Annotated in this window: 15 protein-coding genes and 1 pseudogene; 9 read left to right on the top strand and 7 right to left on the bottom strand. The window is 55.5% G+C overall.

All coding sequences use genetic code 11. The features are described from left to right. Nucleotides 1–1,014: 1,014 nt before the first annotated feature. Both RBB82_RS25540 and RBB82_RS25535 read right to left on the bottom strand, forming a co-directional pair. Nucleotides 1,015–2,649, bottom strand: a complete 1,635-nt coding sequence (locus RBB82_RS25540; protein ID WP_433975943.1) for an MSCRAMM family protein — start codon at nucleotides 2,647–2,649, stop codon at nucleotides 1,015–1,017. A 67-nt stretch (nucleotides 2,650–2,716) separates the two neighbouring features. Next, nucleotides 2,717–4,462: a carboxypeptidase-like regulatory domain-containing protein gene (locus RBB82_RS25535; RefSeq protein ID WP_433975942.1), complete on the bottom strand. Its 1,746-nt coding sequence runs from the start codon at nucleotides 4,460–4,462 to the stop codon at nucleotides 2,717–2,719. 316 nt (nucleotides 4,463–4,778) lie between these two features. On the opposite strand from RBB82_RS25535, the gene RBB82_RS25530 reads away from it, so the two are divergent. After that, the gene (locus tag RBB82_RS25530) at nucleotides 4,779–5,939 is read left to right on the top strand and encodes an IS30 family transposase (RefSeq protein WP_433975941.1); all 1,161 of its coding nucleotides are present in this window, start codon (nucleotides 4,779–4,781) and stop codon (nucleotides 5,937–5,939) included. 94 nt (nucleotides 5,940–6,033) lie between these two features. On the opposite strand, the gene RBB82_RS25525 is transcribed toward RBB82_RS25530, so the two are convergent. Next, nucleotides 6,034–6,714 (bottom strand): DUF2306 domain-containing protein, encoded by a 681-nt coding sequence (locus RBB82_RS25525; RefSeq protein ID WP_433975940.1) that lies wholly within the window; start codon nucleotides 6,712–6,714, stop codon nucleotides 6,034–6,036. A 1,051-nt stretch (nucleotides 6,715–7,765) separates the two neighbouring features. On the opposite strand from RBB82_RS25525, the pseudogene RBB82_RS25520 reads away from it, so the two are divergent. Together RBB82_RS25520 and RBB82_RS25515 are read left to right on the top strand one after the other, a co-directional pair. Further along, nucleotides 7,766–8,056 (top strand): annotated as a pseudogene (locus RBB82_RS25520) (carboxypeptidase-like regulatory domain-containing protein); the annotation flags it as partial. A gap of 18 nt (nucleotides 8,057–8,074) precedes the next feature. Continuing rightward, nucleotides 8,075–10,105, top strand: a complete 2,031-nt coding sequence (locus tag RBB82_RS25515) for a TonB-dependent receptor (protein WP_433976019.1) — start codon at nucleotides 8,075–8,077, stop codon at nucleotides 10,103–10,105. Between the two features lie 22 nt (nucleotides 10,106–10,127). On the opposite strand, the gene RBB82_RS25510 is transcribed toward RBB82_RS25515, so the two are convergent. Next, nucleotides 10,128–10,919: a retropepsin-like aspartic protease gene (locus RBB82_RS25510; protein ID WP_433975939.1), complete on the bottom strand. Its 792-nt coding sequence runs from the start codon at nucleotides 10,917–10,919 to the stop codon at nucleotides 10,128–10,130. Between the two features lie 301 nt (nucleotides 10,920–11,220). Between RBB82_RS25510 and RBB82_RS25505 the strand changes: the two genes are divergently transcribed. After that, entirely contained in the window at nucleotides 11,221–12,351 is a 1,131-nt protein-coding gene (locus RBB82_RS25505; RefSeq protein WP_433975938.1) for a winged helix-turn-helix domain-containing protein, read from the top strand. Nucleotides 12,352–13,244: 893 nt separating this feature from the next. Here RBB82_RS25505 and RBB82_RS25500 read toward each other — a convergent pair. Together RBB82_RS25500 and RBB82_RS25495 are read right to left on the bottom strand one after the other, a co-directional pair. Then, nucleotides 13,245–14,111 (bottom strand): alcohol dehydrogenase catalytic domain-containing protein, encoded by an 867-nt coding sequence (locus tag RBB82_RS25500; protein ID WP_433975937.1) that lies wholly within the window; start codon nucleotides 14,109–14,111, stop codon nucleotides 13,245–13,247. 78 nt (nucleotides 14,112–14,189) lie between these two features. After that, nucleotides 14,190–14,657 carry a hypothetical protein gene (locus tag RBB82_RS25495; RefSeq protein ID WP_433975936.1) on the bottom strand — a complete coding sequence of 156 codons (468 nt, stop codon included), beginning with the start codon at nucleotides 14,655–14,657 and terminating at the stop codon, nucleotides 14,190–14,192. Between the two features lie 80 nt (nucleotides 14,658–14,737). Between RBB82_RS25495 and RBB82_RS25490 the strand changes: the two genes are divergently transcribed. Both RBB82_RS25490 and RBB82_RS25485 read left to right on the top strand, forming a co-directional pair. Continuing rightward, nucleotides 14,738–15,268 (top strand): TetR/AcrR family transcriptional regulator, encoded by a 531-nt coding sequence (locus RBB82_RS25490; protein WP_433975935.1) that lies wholly within the window; start codon nucleotides 14,738–14,740, stop codon nucleotides 15,266–15,268. A gap of 84 nt (nucleotides 15,269–15,352) precedes the next feature. After that, a complete protein-coding gene (locus RBB82_RS25485; RefSeq protein WP_433975934.1) occupies nucleotides 15,353–16,030 on the top strand; it encodes a GNAT family N-acetyltransferase in 678 nt (225 codons plus the stop codon). Between the two features lie 495 nt (nucleotides 16,031–16,525). On the opposite strand, the gene RBB82_RS25480 is transcribed toward RBB82_RS25485, so the two are convergent. Then, complete coding sequence (locus RBB82_RS25480; protein WP_433975933.1) at nucleotides 16,526–17,461, bottom strand: LysR family transcriptional regulator; 936 nt, start codon at nucleotides 17,459–17,461, stop codon at nucleotides 16,526–16,528. A 104-nt stretch (nucleotides 17,462–17,565) separates the two neighbouring features. On the opposite strand from RBB82_RS25480, the gene RBB82_RS25475 reads away from it, so the two are divergent. The 3 genes from RBB82_RS25475 (at nucleotide 17,566) to RBB82_RS25465 (ending at nucleotide 19,926) form a co-directional block, all read left to right on the top strand. Further along, nucleotides 17,566–18,150, top strand: a complete 585-nt coding sequence (locus RBB82_RS25475) for a hypothetical protein (protein WP_433975932.1) — start codon at nucleotides 17,566–17,568, stop codon at nucleotides 18,148–18,150. A 42-nt stretch (nucleotides 18,151–18,192) separates the two neighbouring features. Next, on the top strand, nucleotides 18,193–18,966 hold the full coding sequence (locus tag RBB82_RS25470; RefSeq protein WP_433975931.1) for an SDR family NAD(P)-dependent oxidoreductase: 774 nt from the start codon (nucleotides 18,193–18,195) through the stop codon (nucleotides 18,964–18,966). Between the two features lie 87 nt (nucleotides 18,967–19,053). Further along, nucleotides 19,054–19,926: an NmrA family NAD(P)-binding protein gene (locus RBB82_RS25465; RefSeq protein WP_433975930.1), complete on the top strand. Its 873-nt coding sequence runs from the start codon at nucleotides 19,054–19,056 to the stop codon at nucleotides 19,924–19,926. Nucleotides 19,927–19,960 lie beyond the last annotated feature (34 nt).

The raw sequence follows: 19,960 nt of genomic DNA, 5'->3' as shown, positions 1-19,960 counted from the left end.
AAACCGTCCAAAACGGAGCAGAGTACTTTCACCAGACATGGCTCCTCTGCGAACAACGCAAATCATCCGTTCCCCCCAACTTCCCGTGGGAAAAATACTCTTTCTCGGGCCAATTCGGTGCCTCTGCTGTCGCAGCACGAGCAAGACCAAAACATGCCACTTCGATGAGAAATCCCGTAGGTGCTCTTCCATTAACTGCCGCCGGGAGCCAGACAGGAGACTTCCGGTTAGCTCGCTCCACTGCTAGCGCGCCTCACGCAACTTGGCGAACTCTCCGATTGATCGTGATTCTGTACCGTCTCGCTCACTCGCTTTCCATGGGGAGCATAGCTTCGCAAGTTGCATTTTGGTTTGTGTCTGTGCGCAATGTCCGGATAGATCATCAGTAAATAGATCAGTTCTGGAATGCGATTTGGCGCATTCAGTTAGATGTGGCAACCCACTTGTCTGTATAGGCGGCATCTCGGACACTTGGCATGATCCCAAAGCCTTCTCAAAAATGAGAAGCTCTGGTTACGCAGTATTAAGAGAGCCAATTGACCTTTTCCTTGGGCATCGCTATTCGTTTTTGTGGGGTGAGGAATAAGCCGAGCGCAATCGAGCAAATGATCGCGATGATTGCCCAGGTGTCGCTGATCTTATTGAAGTAGGTTGCCAAAGCGAGCAAGAAGTAGAAAACAATCCACCACATAGGCCACCTCGCCGATTCAGCGTATCGTACGATGCGGTTCTTTGCCATCACCCGAAGGGGGCACGGGCAGCGAGCCAAAGTCGAAATCTAAAATCGCTGGCTAGGGTTAGATCAGCCGGAACCTTATCCTCGCTAGGTTTGGCCACATTAGCCAAATACATCGATTCTTCAGGGTAAGCATTTGTGGATCAGCTGATTAGATAGTGTTGCATCGACCGTTCAGCTGGCAGGACTTTCAGGCAGTTGCGAACTGCGATGTTCGAACTGATTCTTTCAAATCAATCAAACAGCGTGAACAAAGACTGCTAAAAGGCGATGTGGAATTATTCAGGTTGCCGAGACTGCACGATAAGAGCGTCGGAAAGGCGAACAGACCCTCGCTTGCCGGAGGAGATCGTGACCGAGACGCCCTTGGGGAGATATTGCGCGAGTACTTCAGGTCTTCCCCATTCCAGCTCCCACCCGTTTTCGATGGCCACGGCTGTGTATTTGCCGGGAATCACCTTGGGCAGGAGAAAGCTTCCATCAAGATCGCTCTGGTCCCTTCGGAATAACTCGACGTTGTCATTCACATCGGATGGAATCAGCACGATCATGACTCCTGCCGCTGGCTTTCCGTCCTTTATCGCGAATCCCTCTACAGCGACCGAGCCCGCCACAATCGTGACAGTGACCGACACGGCTGTCCCTGGAGCCACTCGTACAGCGTTGCCTGAAGTTTTTCCCCCCACAAACGTAATTCTTGCCACGTGGTATTGCCGATCAGCGCCGGACAGGAAGAACTGGTAGTCTCCTGGCTTCAATCCTGCGAACTCTGCAACCCCTTTTTCGTTTGTGGGTTGACTAGCCACTATCCCTGCCTCCTTGCTTCGCAGGCCAACCAGCATCGCGGGCGGCAAATTTACGCCGTTCTCACCTTCCAGTTTCATCTTGATGCCTCCCGAGTCTTCACCCGATGTCGCATCTGCATCGACGGTTCTTCTGGTCAGGTCGATCATCGTGGACTTGGCGATTTCCCCATTGCTCTGATTCACCTGACTGAGTACATAATGTCCAGGCGGAACTCCCACTATGGAGACGTCAGAATCAACGAACTGCACCTGCCCGTAGACCGTTTCGGACTGATCGAATACCGATTCCTGCAACTGCGGAACACGCACACCTTGCTGTCCCGGCGCAGCATGGAGTGTAAGTGTCACCGCAGGCAATGGACGCAGATGCAGATCAATGTTGACTTGTTCGCCGCCCCGCACGGGAATCGATGTTGCTTCGTCTGCACCTAGCGCATCGGCATAAAACGTTGTCGGGTAAGCCACGTCGAGAGAGGGATCAACCGAGCTAATCAGTTCGACTGGACTTGCCGGGTTTCTCGGCTGCGGATGCATAGCGTACCACGGGATTCCCTTCGCAGAGAGGAAGTAGGTTCCGGGCGGCAAAGAGGCGATCTCATACTCTCCAAGATCGTCTGTTGGCGCGTTCCGGAATTGCGTGATGCGACTCCTGCCTTCATCGCGGTTCTCACGATAGAGCGTTACGGTTGCACCCCGTACCGGATCTCCTGCCTCATCAATGACCCGTCCACGAAGGATGGCGGCAGGAGCCATTCGCAGCACGAGAGAATCTGTATTCAGGCCGGCGCCCGTCACAATCGCAGTTGAGAAGATCTCGTGCTGATCGTAAGCGGATGGCAGATAGCCTGTCTTCACTGCTTGGAGCGCATACTTGTCCGCCCGGAGATCCGTAAACGCAAAGCCACCGTCTTCGCCGGCCAACGTCGAAGCGACCTGTTGCTGCGTTTTCGTATTCACGATCAGAACCGTGGCTCCCTGGAGCGGATGTCCATCTGCAGCACTCACAGTCCGCCCGGCGATGCGGTAGGAAGCCGCTGTGGAGGCAACCTCGAGAGGTGTGGTTTGCGCCCGTGTTGCGTTTTGTCCGAAAGACAGCCACGTGCCCAAGGAGAACACAATTATCGGGGTTGTCTTACGCGCTCTTGCTCTCATCTTTAAAGGAGGCATTAGCAAATTATTCCTCGTCCTCCGTAAGCACAGCCACCTTGACCTCCGCTTTTTGCCCAGGTTGAAGCGTCACGATGGTGCCTTTCGACTCGTACTGCCGCAAGACTTCCTCATTGCGGTACTCCAGATTCTGGTACGGACTGGGGAACGCTAGCACCAGGTATCGTCCTGGGGGTATATTCTGCATGGAAAACTTCCCATCAGCGCCGGCAAACCCTTGCAGCAGCCGACCAACCTCGCTCTCGATTGGATAACAAAACACGAACACTCCTGCCCCAGACGGATTCCGCTCACCCCCGGTTGTTGGGATTGGAGAAACCGTACCATCGAGCGTGGCGGTATCATCTCGCAATGTAATCTCGATTGGGGCACTGGCGCCGCCCGCTCCAACGACCAACGCCTTATGAAGCAGGTCTACCCCGCCCGAGGTCGCCGATGCGACATAACCACGGTTCGGCATCACCCATACGCGATATTTGCCCTCCCGCACATTCTCCACAACGAGATCCTCGTTCCCCTTCCCAGTGGGGTTCCGCAGGCCTGCAGTTGGCCCGTTCGTTCCGTCCCGTCGCAGCATGAGCTGCAATGATCGTTGGCGCCCATTTCCGATGCGTGAGAACACCGGTCCCTCACGCGTTCCAGTACCGGAATCAGCCGTGTACTCTTCCCGCACGACTACGGGAATCACACCACTGGACACCAACGAGATTGGTGCTCCTTGGAATGGACCTCCCGCAATTTCAATCTTGCTTGCACCTGCGCTTTGTACCTCTCCAAAAGACATAGCCCGCACGTCGTATGTCCCATTCGGCAGCATCCCTTCGATCTTCTGAGTTTGCGGATTGAACCCCAGTGAGAATCCCGACGACCCATCCTCTTCCCCCACAGTCACATTCAAACCAGTTCCATGGGGAACGTTCATCACAGGAATGTTTACCTGGTAGTAAGGCTGGGCACGTAGATTGAGGTCTACCTGTGCCGTCTCCCCGGCGGCGATGTGGATCGGCGCTGCGGTTGCAAGATCGAGTTCATTTGGGTAATAGACGGGCGGATATCCTGTCATTAGTCCGGGCGAAGCGGGTACGATCGATTCGTTCTCTACCCACTCACGGGTCATCACCTTATAATCACCAGCGGGCAGGTCGGCAAAGCGGTATTCGCCCCGGCTGTTCGTTTGCGCTGCGCCAACTAGTCCCCAGTCCGCCAGCCCCTCCTGCACTTGTTTGCGAAAAATCTGAACCTGGACGCCGATTGGGGGGTTCACCGCTGCGGACGTCGCGAGGCGACCTCTCAAAATGGTTTCGGGCATTATCTTGATCGTCAGCTCGGGCACATCAGGACTCTTGTCGTGCAGCAGCAGCATGGTCGGTCGCTGCATGGTCAGATATCCCGGACGTCGCGCTATCAACGCCATCGGAAATCCGCCTCCTCCACCGGGCACGCCTAACCTCGACCGGAGGGCAGCTCCATCAGCTGAGTTGCCCATTGACAACCGTACATCGAACGCAAATCGTCCGTCGCTGTCGGTCAATGCGGCTATTTCCATCAACGTAACAAGCGCCCGGCCCACGGGTTTGTTGGTCAGCGCATTCAAAACAACACCATGAATGTGAAACACGCTTCCGCTGGAAGAACCAACATCCTGTCCAAGCAATTTAGCTGGGGGTGCCGAACACAGCAGCAGGATTGCCGAAAGAAGTCCAACGCGACGAGCGAAGCTGTCACAACGCGAACGAAAGATTCCCCTCTGCATTACAACCCCTCTACTGGCAAATGGGATACATAGGACTTCGCCTTGCCTTGCTTCCAGGAACCGCGGATGCAGTGTTGGCGATGCAATGGAACACTCTAATCGATTATTTGACGAGTGGGGTTACAATTTGTCCTCGCTCCCAAACTGAACCGATTATCACCAACCTGCGAGATGAATTTCATCTAAACAGACACCACAGCGGACCGATTAGTTCCGATCGGATCGAAGTTTTCGGAAACTACGATTTGAACTTGCCGCAAACGCAGGGCGGTCTCAACGGGTCGATGCAACACTATCTGATTTGGAGGTGGTGTTGATGAGACAAGGGAGACGGTATGGTCTTTCTGCGGAGCAGAAGGCCAACATCTGGCAGCGTTGGAAGGTGGGCGAGTCGTTGCATGAGATTGGACGGGCCTTCGGCAAGGATCACGGCTCGATTCAGTTCCTGTTAGCGCATCACGGCGGGATCGCTCCGGCAGTCCGTTGCCGTTCCCAGCGAACGCTCACATTAGCTGAACGGGAAGAGATCTCACGAGGGATAGTTTCCGGTTCGTCGATTCGGGAGATCGCCGGAGGGCTCGGTCGAGCTGCGTCGACGGTAAGTCGAGAGGTCGCACGTCACGGCGGCCGGCCAGTGTATCGAGCCAGTGAAGCCGATCAGCGGGCATGGAAGTTGGCTCTGCGACCTAAGGCCTGCCGGCTTGCAAGGCACAGGAAGCTGCGTTTGATCGTGGCCAGTAAACTGATCCAGAACTGGTCGCCGCAACAGATTTCCGGTTGGCTGAAGCGACGCTATCCCAGCAACGAGAGCATGCGCGTGTCCCACGAGACCCTCTACCGCAGTTTATTCATCCAGGCTCGCGGAGTGCTGAAAAAGGAGCTGATTCAGCATCTTCGGTCGAAGCGATTCATCCGTCGCTCGGTACATGCTCGAGCTACAGGGCACTCCCAGGGTCAGATCGTCGATGCCATCTCTATCCGCGAGCGGCCGGCGGAGATTGAGGACCGCGCCATCCCCGGTCACTGGGAGGGCGATCTGCTCGCAGGCAGCAAGAACAGTCACATCGCAACCCTGGTGGAACGACATTCGCGTTTCGTCATCCTCGTCAAGGTGCCAAGCAAGGACACGGCGACCGTCGTCGCCGCGCTGAGCCGGCAAGTACGTAAACTCCCCGCATCGCTGCGGCGGTCGTTAACCTGGGATCGAGGACTAGAGTTGGCCAGTCACAAGAACTTCACGGTCGCCACCAAGGTCGACGTCTACTTCTGCGATCCGCAGAGCCCCTGGCAGCGCGGCTCGAACGAAAATACCAACGGTTTGCTGCGACAGTACTTCCCGAAGAAAACCGACTTATCCGGCTACTCTCAAGCCGACCTCGACAAGGTGGCTCGGCAACTCAACCAACGCCCCAGGAAAACTTTGGACTTTGATACGCCCGCTAGTAAACTCCATGCCAGTGTTGCATCGACCGGTTGAGACCGCCCAGACTTTGTGGGCACCATGGGATCATCGGAACAAAGTGCGACTTGAAATGATGAAGGCCCAGCGAATGCTCAACGTGTCGGAAGCTTCAAGGAGTCGCAGGCATCGGCGTGGGTGGGGGTTGTACTTTGTAAGCCTTGCTGAAGCGAACGCGGAAGAGCCAATAGATCATCAAGGGGAAGGGAAGGACAGCGAGGACGGTCAGGAAGATAGAGCCGCGCAGGAAAGCGGGAAAGACCTGTTGCTGGCCGAGGAAGAAAGAGCCTGTGGCGATAAAAAGTCCAAAGCACATGCGCCAGAGGTGACGCGTGATGCGCTGTCGGCCGGCGATTCCGCCTCGAGTGAGCATACGGATGTCTCCCGAGGCGGCAAGCAGGAGGACTACGCCGAAGAAGAAGCACATGCCAGCAGGTGCGTTTTTGTCAGGATGGTGGAGCGTCTGGACACCAAGGGTGATCACGGCGGCTGCTCCACCGAGGCCCACGAGTAGCGCCGCCCAATCATACCGGTCTAACTTCCTTCGTCGGCCCGCGAGCCATGCAGTCGTGATCATGTAAAAGGTGACGATGCTGCCGATGATGTTTCCGTGCTGAGACTTGAGGATCGCGAGACACAGACCACTGGAGGCTAACGTCAGCATCGCAATCGTGAAGACGTTTCCCGAGGCGCGATGCAGGCGGCCGCCTTTGCGAACCGCAATGGCGAAGGTGCCTCCCAGCAGTGCAATTGTGCCACCGAGGATGTGCAGAACCAAGAGCGGGAATCGCATACTTCCACCGCGTTTCAGCACGTGCGATCGCGAAATCGCCTGTCAAGAGAGTCTACGCGCTTTTTGTGGGAGAGACGTTCGTAGTTTGTGAAGAGCCTAAGTACAAAAGCGCCAAGTTCATCATGCGTCAGTCCTAAAGATGCTGGGTAACCAGATCTGCGCGATGGTTACGGAACTTACTCCGTTCAAGCTTTTCTTTGCCGACACGCAGAACAACTTGAACGGGCTGCACGACAACATCATGTCTGAGCTTACAAAAGCGGTGGGGTTCATCGCTGTGATACACCCCCGAGGGAAGGTTTTCGTTCTTGGCCAGTCGTAACCGTTGATAACGAGGGCGTCGGTCTGGATAGAGCAAGAGATCGCCATAACAGCCCACATTGATCGCCTTCGACCTCAGAGGCTTCTCACCGCCGTCTACCAGCACAGATCTGTAGGGCGCGAAGGGATGAGAGAGCTTCTACATTTGAACCCGATGGGCTTCGATTCCCGTGAGAGCTTATTGCGAGACCTACGATCCCGCATAGCTGACTGGCGGCTTAGTCTTGGGTCGGTCCTTGTTGCCTGTTGCTCTATTCGTAGACGTTTTCCACATGATCGCCGCACTCCGTTGCGGTGGATCATGAGGTTAATGTCTTAGGCTGTGCCCAATCAAATGGCCGTCAAGCCGGTTAGTCAGCAACTTGGCGCCGGTAGATCAAACCAGCAGCTCAAAGTGAATTGTCCGCCCTAGAGTTAAGTGTGGGAAGACTCATCGCAACTCGACGTCCTATTGAAAGAGTCGAAATGCGCGATCATGGATGACACCTACACGGAGGCGGGGCTGACCGCATACTTGAAGATCCTACGCCGCCGCAACATGAGCATTGCTAAGCGAAACGTAGAGGCCTATTATCGGCTAACCGTGGGTAGGATAAATCTTTCAGGGACTCGCAGCCCAATCACCAGTGATCTAATCGGTCTGCCGGGCTGATAACCAGACCCACAGAACAGGAGACACACCTGTTTGCCGCGAGCACCCACTTGCGCAATTTATTTCTTCCTATCTTTGGTGCTGTCCGTTTCATCACATGGGTTGATCCTTCAACATCTGGCCCTTGAACCGACAGTTCTGCTAACGGGTGAAGTTACAGATGTTTCTGGTGCATCAATCACGTCCGCCGCTATCGAATTAGATGACACCCACTCCCAGGCAATCGTCCGTACGATCACAGATTCCAGGGGCCGCTATCAACTGATTGTCCACATTGCAGGAGTCTATCGACTGACAGTCTCACGCCCTGGATTCAGGACGGCGATCGTCGAAAACACGGCGCTTTCGGCGAGCACGAATGTAAGAGACATAACCCTTCAGGTCGGCTTGGCCAAGGATTCAATTTACGTAAGCGATCGAGCTGAACTTGCGGGCGATCAAATTGCTACAGAAGGGCCGGTTGGCATTCTCGGCGATCTTCCGATTCAAGAGACACCGTTCAGCGTTAAATCTTACACAAGCACATTTCTTGAGAACCGTCAGGCGCTGACGTTGACAGACGCGCTCGACAGTGACGCTTCGATCCTTTCAGTATCGGCCTCCAGTCGTGGGTCACCTAATGGTGACGTGTTCCTGAGCCGTGGTTTCAGGGGTGTGGCCGTCGCGGTGAATGGCCTTTTTGGTCTTTCCGACGATTTGACGAACATGTATTTTGTCGATCGGGTGGATGTCTTCAGCGGCCCCAGTGCATTTGTGATGGGTGCGCCCGAGTCAGTTGGAGGCGTTTTCAACCTCCAGCTCAAACGCGCGGCTGATCGCCCTTACCTTCTATTGGCACCCGACTTCGTCAGCAAAAGTGTCTATGGGGGACGAGTCGATGCTTCACGCAGATTTGGACCGCATAATGCCTTTGGAGCGCGCGCAAACGGCTTGTACCGAGAAGGGGAAGGGGAGATCAGGGATTCGCGATTGCTGATCGAAGGAGCGTCGCTGGGCCTCGACTTGCGCTCGAGGGTCGTGTTGCTATCGCTGGATGCCGACTATCTTCGCAACAACAATAAGGCATTTCAATATGTGCTTATTCCTGTTGCAGATGTAGTCAGCTTACCGCCTCCCATGCCAACAAACCTGTCTACGCAGCCGGTGTGGATGGATGCCTCCACCTCGGAGAAAGCAATCCTGGGACGAGCAGACGTCAACATATCGCCAAAATGGGTAATAACCGCGGGTTCCGGCTTTTCTCCTTCATCCACTAGCATCCCAGGATATTGCCCAGTGCTGTTGCTCGACTACTCTGGAACGGTTGTTTGCGAACAACGCAATCAGCTTACGGATCAGAATAACTACAGCACTGACTTTGGCGTTCGCGGCAAGATCCATATCGGCGCCGTTGCGCACTCAATCACAACGGGATGGAATCGGGTGCATGATAAAGAGAGTTTTGGCGACTTTAATGACTATGGGCCTTCGCAACCCTACAATTTGTACGCTTCCTACCGTCCAACGTCACCGAACTATTCTTTTCCTGCTGTATCTGCAGACTATGTTATCGACGATGAGATCACAAAAGGCTGGTATCTGGGCGATACGGCCGGTCTGTTGCACGGCAGACTGCTCCTGACTGGGGGATTTCGGAGAACAACCATGAGCGGCAAGGAGACGTACCGTGGCACCTCGCCTAGCCGATATCACCAGAGTGCGTACACGCCATCAGCCGCGGCGCTTTTTAAGGCGACCTCCCATCTCTCGCTCTATGGCAACTTCATTCAGGCCCTAGAGCCGGGTTTAGTTGCTCCGCCGGACACAAGGAACGCAGGAGAGATCTTTCCTCCCATCGTCAGCAACCAAGTTGAGGTTGGGGCCAAACTGGAGGGTCGTGCCTGGATTTCGACAATCGCTCTCTACAGGATCAGCGAGGCAAATGGAGTCGTGAGCACTGCCACGAACCCACCAACTTTCTCTCAAGATGGCCGCCAGGTGAACACCGGGCTTGAAATCAATTTCGCGGGGGACTTGATTCATGGCCTGCATGCGATTCTCTCGGCCAGTTTCATCGAATCCCGGCAGCGATCCACGGGCGATCCGACCACCGAAGGGAAACGCACGGCAAATGTCCCCGCAGCAACGGAACGTGTGAATTTGAATTGGGATATTCCCCGGACGAAAGTTCTTGCGCTCGATTGCAACCTGATGTTCACGGGAGCAGCGGCGTTCGACGCGACCAATAGCTATGACGTTCCTGCTTGGATAAGCGCGGATTTAGGCGTTCGATACTCCTTCCCTAAGGAGAGGCCGTTCACAATCAGAGCGCAAGTAGCAAACGTGGCCAATACGCCTTACTGGGTTTCCGTGTTTTCCGGAGGGCTGGTTCCTTCTGGTCCGCGTGTCGTGACTGTCTCGATTTCCAAGTCGTTTTGAAGGCACGTTCTCCAGGAGGCAGCTACCAACTGTCCACGGTCGCGTACTGGCCCTTAGCACTGATAAACACTCTTTGAAAGGCCATCGTTGGAAGGACGCCATCTTCCCGGGGTGTCGGACCTTTCCCGAATGAGTTCAGCGGGACTGCGAAGGAGACCTTGGCAATGACGTGCGGGCTGATGCGAAGATCTATCGCCGGGAGTATCTGGAATCCCTGTTTACCTCCGAATGTTACTCGAGTGAGAACCGGATCAGCGCGCTCGAGTCGCTCGCTGAAGGGGAGTGCAGCCGCTGCGGTGTAGAGCACAGGCGCGTTACTCCCCGAGTCGAGCCTCAGGAGCATTGGAGGACTCTTCGAGCCGGGTGCTGGAACGGCAATGATTAAGGGCCGCGTGAACGGCAAGTCGCCCACTCCACCACGAGGAACGGCAAGACCGATGTGGGTACTTTTGATCGACGCCGCCAGTGAATCACTATCATCGAGGCATAGTAGCTTGCGGCGGTTGTCGATCAGGAAATCAAAGTGTTCGAGGAAGTCGTCGCCTAGAATGCCCCGAATTCGCGGATCTGCGGCGCGCAGGTCGGAGATGTCACCGATGACCGCCAGAGAGTCAGTAACCGAACGACCTCCAGCCTGAAGAAGTCCGAGGTGAACAAATTCGCTTCTGGAAAATGTCTCGACGCCTGCGGAGCCGGTCGTTCCTTCTACCTTCAGATGCAGTTCTGCCGCAAGGGAAGTTTCTACGGTGCTGATTTGTCCGCCGGTGTCGACAACGAAGTCATACGGCCCAGAGGAGTTAATCTGAACCGACACGACTATCAGAGAGCTTTGAATAAGTCGAAGCGGTAGACTGGTCACGTTCGCTGGGCACCGCGGCTCCGCTCCGATCGCTGAAAGAACCGAGACAGCTAAGACGACTGAGCCGAAGCACCTGGAGAATGACATCTGCGCACCTCACGGCCGAATTGGCCAGGTGCGAATGTCGCTTGTTTTTTCGACATAGTCGTGACGGGGTTCTCACCATATTCTGAAAGTGAGTGACGGATTTGTGACGGCACATAAGTCTCCTGTTTTCAGATTCGAAGACATTGAAGTTCGCCACGGCGAATTCCTTTTGATCAAGGGAACTGAAGCTGTGCCGGTCGAACCCAAGGCATTTCACGTACTGATATACCTCCTGCAAAATCCTGGGAGGGTTGTCACCAAGGAAGAGATCCTGGAATCGGTCTGGAACGATTGCGCAGTTTCGGATAATTCGCTTACCAGAAGCATTGCGACTCTGAGACGGTTGCTGCGCGACGACACGCACGAGCCGCGTTACATCGCCACGGTACCCACGGTGGGCTACCGGTTCCTGTGCGCCGTGAAGGTGACCGACGAGGCGAGTGTTCAGGAAATGGTCGATAAATTTTCCGATATTGCCGACTGTGTCAATCGGAAAACCAGTGCGCTCGAGCCGCCTGGACAACTTGAGGCGGCTCGAGCTGAGACCGTGGAGATTACAAACCAGAATCGTTCGAAACGAAGAGTATCCATGCGTGCGACCGGCGTCGCCGCGGTGATTGCCGTGGCGCTGGCAGCCTTTGTCTTCGTCCTGGTTGTGCATCGACAGAGAAGCCCGCTCCCAACATATGGCCCGGAGTCGCGATTGACGGCAAGTTCTAAGGAGGCTCCGGTTACCAGCTCTTCCATCTCGCCGGATGCCAAGTATCTCGCCTATACAGACAGAACGGGTCTCTTCGTACGTCAATTGGAAGGCGGGGAGACTAGTCATCTCTCCCTATCGCAATCTATGGGCGCGGTTCGGGTAGAAAGCTGGTTTCCTGACAGCGGACACCTGCTGGTCTCGTCCTGGGATGGAGGACCACACGATCCGCAAAGCCTCTGGAAGGTATCACTCACCGGTGCAACAGCTGCGCGGAAACTGGTAGAGGACGGCGAAAACGCGAGGGTATCGCCGGACGGTGCCTTCATCGCGTTTTCGAGGCTTGTAGACGGCCGCACTGAAGTATGGACGATCCGCCTGGACACCGCCGAAGCACATGAAGTTCTAGCGAGCTCTGCGACCGAAGAAGAATACCTGAGCGCGGCGGCGTGGGCGCCGGATAGTCAACGTTTTGCCTATGTCAGGGCGACCGTTCACCAAGACGGAAGTGGGGAGCGGAAGATCGAGACGATTGACATCGCCAGCCGTAAGGTCGAGCTTGTCCTCTCTGACCCGAACGTTAGACAGTGGTTGGTCTGAACTGAGACGAATTCGCTCGTCTATTCACGTTTTGACGATGCCGCAAACCAGAAGGACATGAACCTGTGGCAGGCACAACTAGACCCTCAGAAGAATAAGAAACGGGCAGAGATCCAAATCACCAGTGGTCACGGGTTCCTCGTCGACTTGAGCGCCTCGAACGGAGGGAAAATTCTGGCCTTTAGAAGGGTCGAACCTCAGGGTGATGTCTATATAGCGGACTTGCGGAGTGGCAAGCTCCAAACCACGCCGACGCGGCTCACCAGAGAAAATTGGGAGGACCACGCGCCCTCATGGACTCGAGGCGGCGAAGCCGTTTTGTTTACCTCCGATCGCGACGGGCGCCAGCACATTTACAGGCAGGCTATCGATCAGTTGGAACCCGTCCTTTTGGTGGGCGGACAGCATGACCTGGGACTTCCGCGGCTCAGCCCACAAGGAAGCGACATGCTCTATCTCCAGTATCCCGGGCAGGCTCAATCATCTCGAGACGTGCAGATCAGAACAATACCATTGTTAGGCGGCACATCACGGCTACTTCTCCAGGCGCCGGGAATTTGGAATCACGAGTGTGCCCGACTCCCTTCGTCGGTATGTATCTATAGTTCCGGTTCTCAGAAAGACCTCCGCTTGTACTCCTTTGATTCGAAGACAGGCGCCAGTACAGAGCTTTCTTCGAGCAAATTTAAGAATACTTCGTGGGATAACTGGGGCTTATCTCCCGATGGGAAGTATCTCGCTGGATTCAAGCCGGTCCCGCGACAAGATGTTGTGATTCGTATCATTTCACTCCAGGACGAGTCTGAGAAAAGCATATCCCTACCGGGATGGATTGGGCTGAACGGTATGGATTGGGCCGCTGACGGCATGAGCTTTTGGGTGAGCGCATGTACTCAACACAGCTCGCTTTGGGGAGAACCTAATACATGCACGCTAGTGAACGCGGGCCTCAACGGGAGAATCACACCGCTGATCGACGGTAGGGATATCCACTTCTTCGCAGCCATACCGTCTCCCAATGGAGACCGGTTAGCACTTGACGGCGAGACCGCCGACAATTCGAATGTCTGGATTGTGAGAGCGGGTCGATAAGCAATTTGGAGCGGCGCAGACTCGAAACGGGCCTTTCGGCTATCCATACGAACAAAATCGAGTTTGTTGATCTGCCCGATGTTTCTGATAAGGGGCCCGGCAAGTGGACGAATAGTCGGCTGACCGAACTCATCTATTTGGACGTAGTGTTTGGATGCGTTGATTGTCTTGAATCGATACTGCTGCGCCAGTTTAAGCACGAACTTTCCCACGCTGGATGCAGCCGCCGTCTGCAGAAGCCAGTCGCCCTCCTTAAGGTTGTGAGTTGATATGGTCAATGCCCATGCCGTCAAAGGATTGATGTAGGAAGCGGCGGCGGCCGAATCGTCCACGCCGTCAGGAACGGGCACGAGTTTGTCCGCTGGGCACACGATCTGCTCGCGCCATGTGTTCCACGCGTCAATGAAAACTACCCGAGTTCCAACGGTCGGAGCTTCGACGCCCGAACCTAGGGCCTCCACAATCCCCACGCCTTCAATGCCCGGGCTGGCCGGCAACTCAGGCTGACGGCCATAGCGGCCGCGCACCATGTGCAGATCGGATGCGTTGATCGGGCTGAGGAGCAGGCGGACGAGCGCTTCTCCGGGAGCCAAAGGTGGAGTAGGGATTTCTTCGAGTTTCAATACGCTCTTCGGTTCACCGGTCCCGCGAAAGATCAATGCTTTCATCTAGGACCTCCTCGGTCTGCAGGTGATGGCTGATTCCGGGCCGGATGATCGATTCGTCATGAAGTCCAGGTGTCCCGCTCACGCCGCGCTCGGTAGCGCCAATACGCCATTCCTCGCTTCAATCGCCTTTATGCTGTTTGCGAATGCCTTCACCAGAACGCTCCTGCCAATGGTTTCGAGGATGAGACCGAGCAGGTGTCCTTTGAGGTTTTTACCCTCGCGTGTGACAACAACGTCAATGTCGGTAGTACCGTTGGAATGGCGGATAAAAGTGTAGTCGTGGCCAGAGGCGCCGCCCCATATGTTGGAGTCTGTGGTGGTGAGGACGACATGGTTCGGATTAGACCAGTCGTAATGCAGACGCTCCCACACGCCTCCGGAGCCTTCGGTGACGTCCGCGTCGGCACGGCCAAGCAGATGCACTTTGAGATATTCGTCGGCGCTGTTTCCGAACACTGCCGATCGGCCGGAGCCAAAATCGGTAAGGCCGGCGATGTACTGCGCGGGGGTAAGAGATGTGGTCTGGTGAAGATGGATGGTAGCCATGTTTTCCTCCCTGTTCCCATCTATGATGGGCGTCATACATTTTGATATGATGGCGATCATAGATAGGGGATTCAGAAAAGATGCGTTACCCAGCCAAGGAAACCGCCGCCAAGCATGAACTCATTGTGAAAGAGGCCTCGCGCTTGTTCCGCGAACGGGGATTCGAAAACGTCACTGTGGGCGAGGTGATGAAGGCCGCAGGTCTAACGCATGGCGCGTTTTACGCGCACTTCGCCTCCAAGCAAGAGCTTCAGGAGGCTGCAGTTGCGCACGGCCAGGGGGTCTCGAGAGACCTCGCTCAGAGCTACGGCGCAACAAAAAAGGGTAGGCGTGCATACGCTGAACGTTACCTGACACTCCGACATCGTGATAATCCCGGTAGTGGCTGCGCGATGGCTGCACTGGGGCCTGAAGTAGCTCGCTCCACGCCTGAACTCAGGGCAGCGTTCGAAAGGGGACTCGAGGAGATTCTCTCCGCAAAAGCCGGAGATCGTGAAGAAGCTATCTTTCAGACAGCCGCGTTATTAGGCGGGGTCGTGCTTGCACGCGCGGTAAAAGATCCGCGACTCTCGGATGAGATTCTGGAGAGCGTTCGGCAGAAGCTCAAATGACGATAAGTTCCCGTTGAATCGCGAAACGAGAAAGCGTTCTTCCGTTTATTAAAATTGTTCGAAACAAATTAGGTGGGTATCAACATGTCAATTCAGCATTCCGTGAGGCTCTTTCAGTGGCCCCTGCAAAGGATAATGCTGCGGGGCTATTCGGTTCGTCTCGTTCCCGTCGACTACTCCCATCTCGATCAGCTTTCTCGTTGGTCAGTGGAGGAGGATATCTGGCGGTATATGACTTTTGCATACCTCGCATCGAGGGACGAATTACAGACTTGGATTGGCAGTGCCATGAACGCCAATGAACGCGGCACGGAGTTGAACTTTGCCATCATCGACGAAGCTAGTCAATTAGCGGTGGGTACAACAAGTTTTTACCGGGTCGTGCCTGAACACAAGAGGCTCGAATTGGGAAAGACCTGGCTCGGAGCACCCTATCGGAGGACACGGATCAATACTGCAGCAAAGTATTTGATGTTCAATCACGCTTTCGAAATGATCTTAGCTAACAGAGTTGAGTTGAATACTGATGCAAGGAATGTCCGTTCGCAACGCGCCATAGAGCGACTCGGCGCTGTGCGCGACGGAGTTTTACGCTGTCACACAATCATGCGGGATGGTTTTGTTCGCGACACTGTGAATTACTCCTTCACGATAAAGGACTGGCCCGCCACAAAAATCTTGCTCGAAAGGCTCCTGGAAGAACATACTTCGGGCGTTTCTCAAAAAGCGCCTCCTAGACTTGCGGATGACCATGATAGATGAGTGCTCAGGGAATTCAGTCGGGTGGCGCGGCGATAGAAGTCCAGATTCGCCACCGGATCGCTGAACGCTCTTGTCGCTACTAACGCCTTTTTAGGTTCAGTCATTGCTAAATCGCCAAGTCACTCTCGTTTACGGCGCACATTTCACATGTACGTGTAGTCGGCTTCTCGGACAAGTGCCCGCGTTGCAAAGCCTCCTGTCTACGTCGGTCAGAGCTCACTCGGCTCACTGTAAGCACCCCGGCGATTTGCAGCACTCGAGGCCGAGAGTCGCAAACTCAGAGTGCTGAAGGCGCCGGGAGAGATAACCGGCTTCAAGTATCTGATGATCTGGCATCCGTGAGTCAATACCGATGCTGCACATGCATGGCTCCGGGTCGAGATCAGGAGAATTGGAAAGAAACTAAGTTCGTGATCTTCGGGCGGATGTATCGGATGTGCGATTTGGCGCATCACTAGCTGCGAGCCAGTAGTAATCCCGGTCGCGGCAACGCAATCAGTCTGGAATTGTTTTGCGAGAGTGCGAGGCATGAACCGTCGTAGATAGGAACTCAAGAAACGCTCGGGTCTTCGGTGCGAGGTATTGGCGCGAGGGATAGTAGGCATACAGGGGGAAACGTTCCTCCTCCCAATCCGGAAAGAGGTTCACTAGTCGTCCACTCGAGAGATGGGCGTCCACGCCGAGTTCGAGAACTTGAGCGATCCCATATCCTGCCAAGCACACAGCATGCATGGTTGCGACGTCACTCAACATGAGTTGGTTTTGCGTCGCAACTTTGATCTCCTTTCGACCTTTACGGAATGCCCACTCGAAGGGACGGCCCGTCTCCGGGTCGCGAAAATCAATCAAGAAATGTCGGTCTGCGACCAGTTGCTGCGGGTCGGCAGGGTGGCCGTGTTTCTTCAAGTAGCCGGGCGAGGCTACGGTAAAAACTCTCGTGTCCAGCAATCTTCGGCCGACAAGAGTGGATGGGCGCGGCTCGCCGAAGCGAATTCCGAGATCGTATCCATCCGAGATCAGATCTCCGAGGCCCTCCCGCGTGACCAGGTCCACCTTAAGCTCCGGATATGCTTTGAGAAATCCACTGAGTTGCGGTCCGAGAATGAGCTGCGAGAAGTAAGCGTCCATGTTGACGCGGAGTCTCCCTCGGACGGTCACTTTACCTTCGGCCAGAGCGGAGGTGGCGTCTTCGAGAGCCGACACAATGGGGCCAATGGTCTCGTAAAATCGCCTGCCTTCGTCCGTGAGGGAGACGGAGCGTGTCGTCCGCTCCAGGAGTCGGATTCCAACCTGCGCCTCGAGCCGGGCAACTGCACGGCTAACGCCTGGTTGGGAGACGTTCAAGGATCTCGCCGCAGCCGCGAAGCCGCCAGATCTCACCACGGCTGCAAGGGCGCTCACGCCATTCAGTAGACGGTCGTCAAAACTCATGCACTTATGCTAATTGGTTATAGGTGAAATGCGGCGAAGCTTAGTTCTGAATCAATCCCCGTGAGTCAGATAGTTGGAAGCATTGAAAGGGATCGGTGAAGAAGATGGCGATTCGTGGAACATGGGCGGTGCTACTCGCTGCAGCAATATTCAGCATGAACAGTGATGCGCAGGTGCCGGCCCCGGGATTTACCTTCAACGGCGACGGCGCGTTGCGTAACCACCAGATTCATTGGCCCAAGGGGTTCGAGCCTGAGCAAGCGGATCTCTTTGCACACAATGAGATCGAGATCCAGGCCGGATGCGAGACCGCCTTCTCGAATCTTATCGATGCAGAGGCTTGGCCCTCCTGGTACTCGAACTCGAAGGACGTCAAAGTTCTGAATACTCCGGATCATCGGCTCCGGAAGAGCGCACGCATCTCGTGGGAGACCTTCGGATTCCACATCGAAAGCCGCGTGTGGGAGTTTAAATCGAATAGCCGCCTCGGATGGTTCGGAGATGGTGAGGACGTCCATGCTTATCACACGTTCCTTCTTACCAAGACCCCTGAGGGGTGCCACGTTGTCACAGAAGAGGTTGTGAAGGGCCCTGGCGCCATTCAGTTCCGTGAGCAGCAACCGAACGCCATGCACGAGGGGCATCAGCTTTGGCTGACGACCTTGAAGGACCGTTCGGAGAAGCACTGACACTCGCAACAAATCATTTCCAGATAAGGAAGGAGCAAGACTATGGCACGCATATTTATCAGCGGATCCGCTGATGGCCTCGGCAGGATGGCAGCGGAGCTGCTCATTGAGCAGGGTCACAGGGTCGTCCTGCATGCCCGAAGCCGGGCCCGCGCCGACGAGACAAAGAGAACGGTTCCACAAGCGGAGGCAGTCGTAGTCGGCGACCTCAGCACAATTGCCCAGACTCGAAATGTCGCAGAGAAGGTCAATGCGCTCGGCGCGTTCGACGCCGTCATCCACAATACTGCTGTCGGCTACAAGGAGCCGAAGCGAATCGAGACGGAAGATGGTCTCTCGCATGTCTTTGCGGTCAACACCATTGCTCCCTATATCCTGACAGCTCTGATCGCGAAGCCTAAGCGACTCGTCTATCTCAGCTCCATGCTTCACCAGAACGGCGATCCGACCCTTGAGGACCTGACATGGAAGGCTCGCGCATGGGATGGAGAACAAGCCTACTCTGACACGAAGCTGCATGACGTGCTTCTCGCCTTTGGTATCGCACGACGTTGGCCTGGAGTCCTCTCGAATGCACTGGAGCCCGGCTGGGTTCCGACGAAGATGGGTGGCGCCGAGGCAACAGATGATCTGGACAAGGCACATCGCACCCAGGTTTGGCTTGCGGCAAGCGATCAACCTGAGGCACGCGTCACTGGAGAGTACTTCTATCATCTAAGGAAGAAAGAGACCCTTCCAGCTGCCCGCGACGTTGCCAAGCAGGATCGGCTCCTCGCGATCTGCGAGCGCTTCAGCGGTATCGCTCTGCCCGAGTAGCAAGCTTGATTCGAATCTTTTGGTGACAGACGCCGCTTCGGTTGGCCGATGTCACTTGTAACAACGATAAAAACAGGAGGTATCAATATGTACGCAGTCATGGGAATTACAGGGAAGGTAGGTGGTGCCGTCGCGCGCACGCTTCTTGCAAAGGGCGAAAAGGTTCGAGGGATCGTAAGGGATCCCGAGAAAGCGGCGGACTGGCGGAAACAAGGTGTGGAGCTCTTCAAAGCCGACTACGACGACGTGGATGCGCTTACGGCAGCGTTCACCGGTGTCGCTGGCGTGTTCGTAATGGTTCCTCCAAACTTCGCGCCGGCGCCGGGCTTTGCCGAGACCAAGGCAACTTTGAAGGTCCTGCATGAGGCACTATCAAGAGCTCTGCCGGCGAAGGCGGTTTATCTGTCATCCATAGGAGCGGAACAGGACAGCGGATTGGGTTTGATCACAAGCTCACATCTCCTCGAAGAGACATTGGGCGATCTTCCGTTCTCTCATGCATTTCTGCGCGCCGCATGGTTCATTGAGAACTCAGCCGGCGACGTAGCGAGCGCGCGGAATGAAGGCAAGATCTGGTTTCAGCTCCATCCGCTTGACCGGAAGTTTCCTCTCGTCGCGACCGTGGACATCGGCAAGGTGGGTGCAGAGACGCTCACCCAGAGTTGGACCGGGATCCGCCATATCGAAGTTGCGGGCCCGGAGGGCTACAGTCCACTCGACATAGCAGATGCTTTCGCGGATGCTGTTGGGCGCCCCGTCGAGGCGATCGCCGTTCCCAGGGCGGAATGGGAGACGCTATGGGTCTCACAGGGGATGCCGGAGGGGCGGACAGCGCCCCGGGCGGAGATGGTCGATGGATTCAACTCCGGTTGGATTCACTTTGGCGTATCCGGAACTGAGCATGTGGAGGGGGGGACGACGCTTCGCGAGGTGATAACTCAGCTCGTGACTCGCGGATGACCCTATAAAGACCTGAGTTAAGTGGCGGCCCTTT

Origin of the sequence: Tunturiibacter lichenicola (assembly GCF_051013355.1) — a bacterium.
Classification (GTDB): domain Bacteria; phylum Acidobacteriota; class Terriglobia; order Terriglobales; family Acidobacteriaceae; genus Edaphobacter; species Edaphobacter lichenicola_F.
This window is presented reverse-complemented; position numbering and strand designations above follow the sequence as displayed.

What these genes read in the sequence shown, in the direction of transcription:
- RBB82_RS25465 (WP_433975930.1), top strand. Translation starts at nt 19,054, where the DNA reads ATGTACGCAGTCATGGGAATTACAGGGAAGGTAGGTGGTGCCGTCGCG.
- RBB82_RS25500 (WP_433975937.1), bottom strand. Translation starts at nt 14,111, where the DNA reads ATGAAAGCATTGATCTTTCGCGGGACCGGTGAACCGAAGAGCGTATTG.
- RBB82_RS25475 (WP_433975932.1), top strand. Translation starts at nt 17,566, where the DNA reads ATGGCGATTCGTGGAACATGGGCGGTGCTACTCGCTGCAGCAATATTC.
- RBB82_RS25530 (WP_433975941.1), top strand. Translation starts at nt 4,779, where the DNA reads ATGAGACAAGGGAGACGGTATGGTCTTTCTGCGGAGCAGAAGGCCAAC.
- RBB82_RS25535 (WP_433975942.1), bottom strand. Translation starts at nt 4,462, where the DNA reads ATGCAGAGGGGAATCTTTCGTTCGCGTTGTGACAGCTTCGCTCGTCGC.
- RBB82_RS25480 (WP_433975933.1), bottom strand. Translation starts at nt 17,461, where the DNA reads ATGAGTTTTGACGACCGTCTACTGAATGGCGTGAGCGCCCTTGCAGCC.
- RBB82_RS25490 (WP_433975935.1), top strand. Translation starts at nt 14,738, where the DNA reads ATGCGTTACCCAGCCAAGGAAACCGCCGCCAAGCATGAACTCATTGTG.
- RBB82_RS25470 (WP_433975931.1), top strand. Translation starts at nt 18,193, where the DNA reads ATGGCACGCATATTTATCAGCGGATCCGCTGATGGCCTCGGCAGGATG.
- RBB82_RS25485 (WP_433975934.1), top strand. Translation starts at nt 15,353, where the DNA reads ATGTCAATTCAGCATTCCGTGAGGCTCTTTCAGTGGCCCCTGCAAAGG.
- RBB82_RS25495 (WP_433975936.1), bottom strand. Translation starts at nt 14,657, where the DNA reads ATGGCTACCATCCATCTTCACCAGACCACATCTCTTACCCCCGCGCAG.
- RBB82_RS25525 (WP_433975940.1), bottom strand. Translation starts at nt 6,714, where the DNA reads ATGCGATTCCCGCTCTTGGTTCTGCACATCCTCGGTGGCACAATTGCA.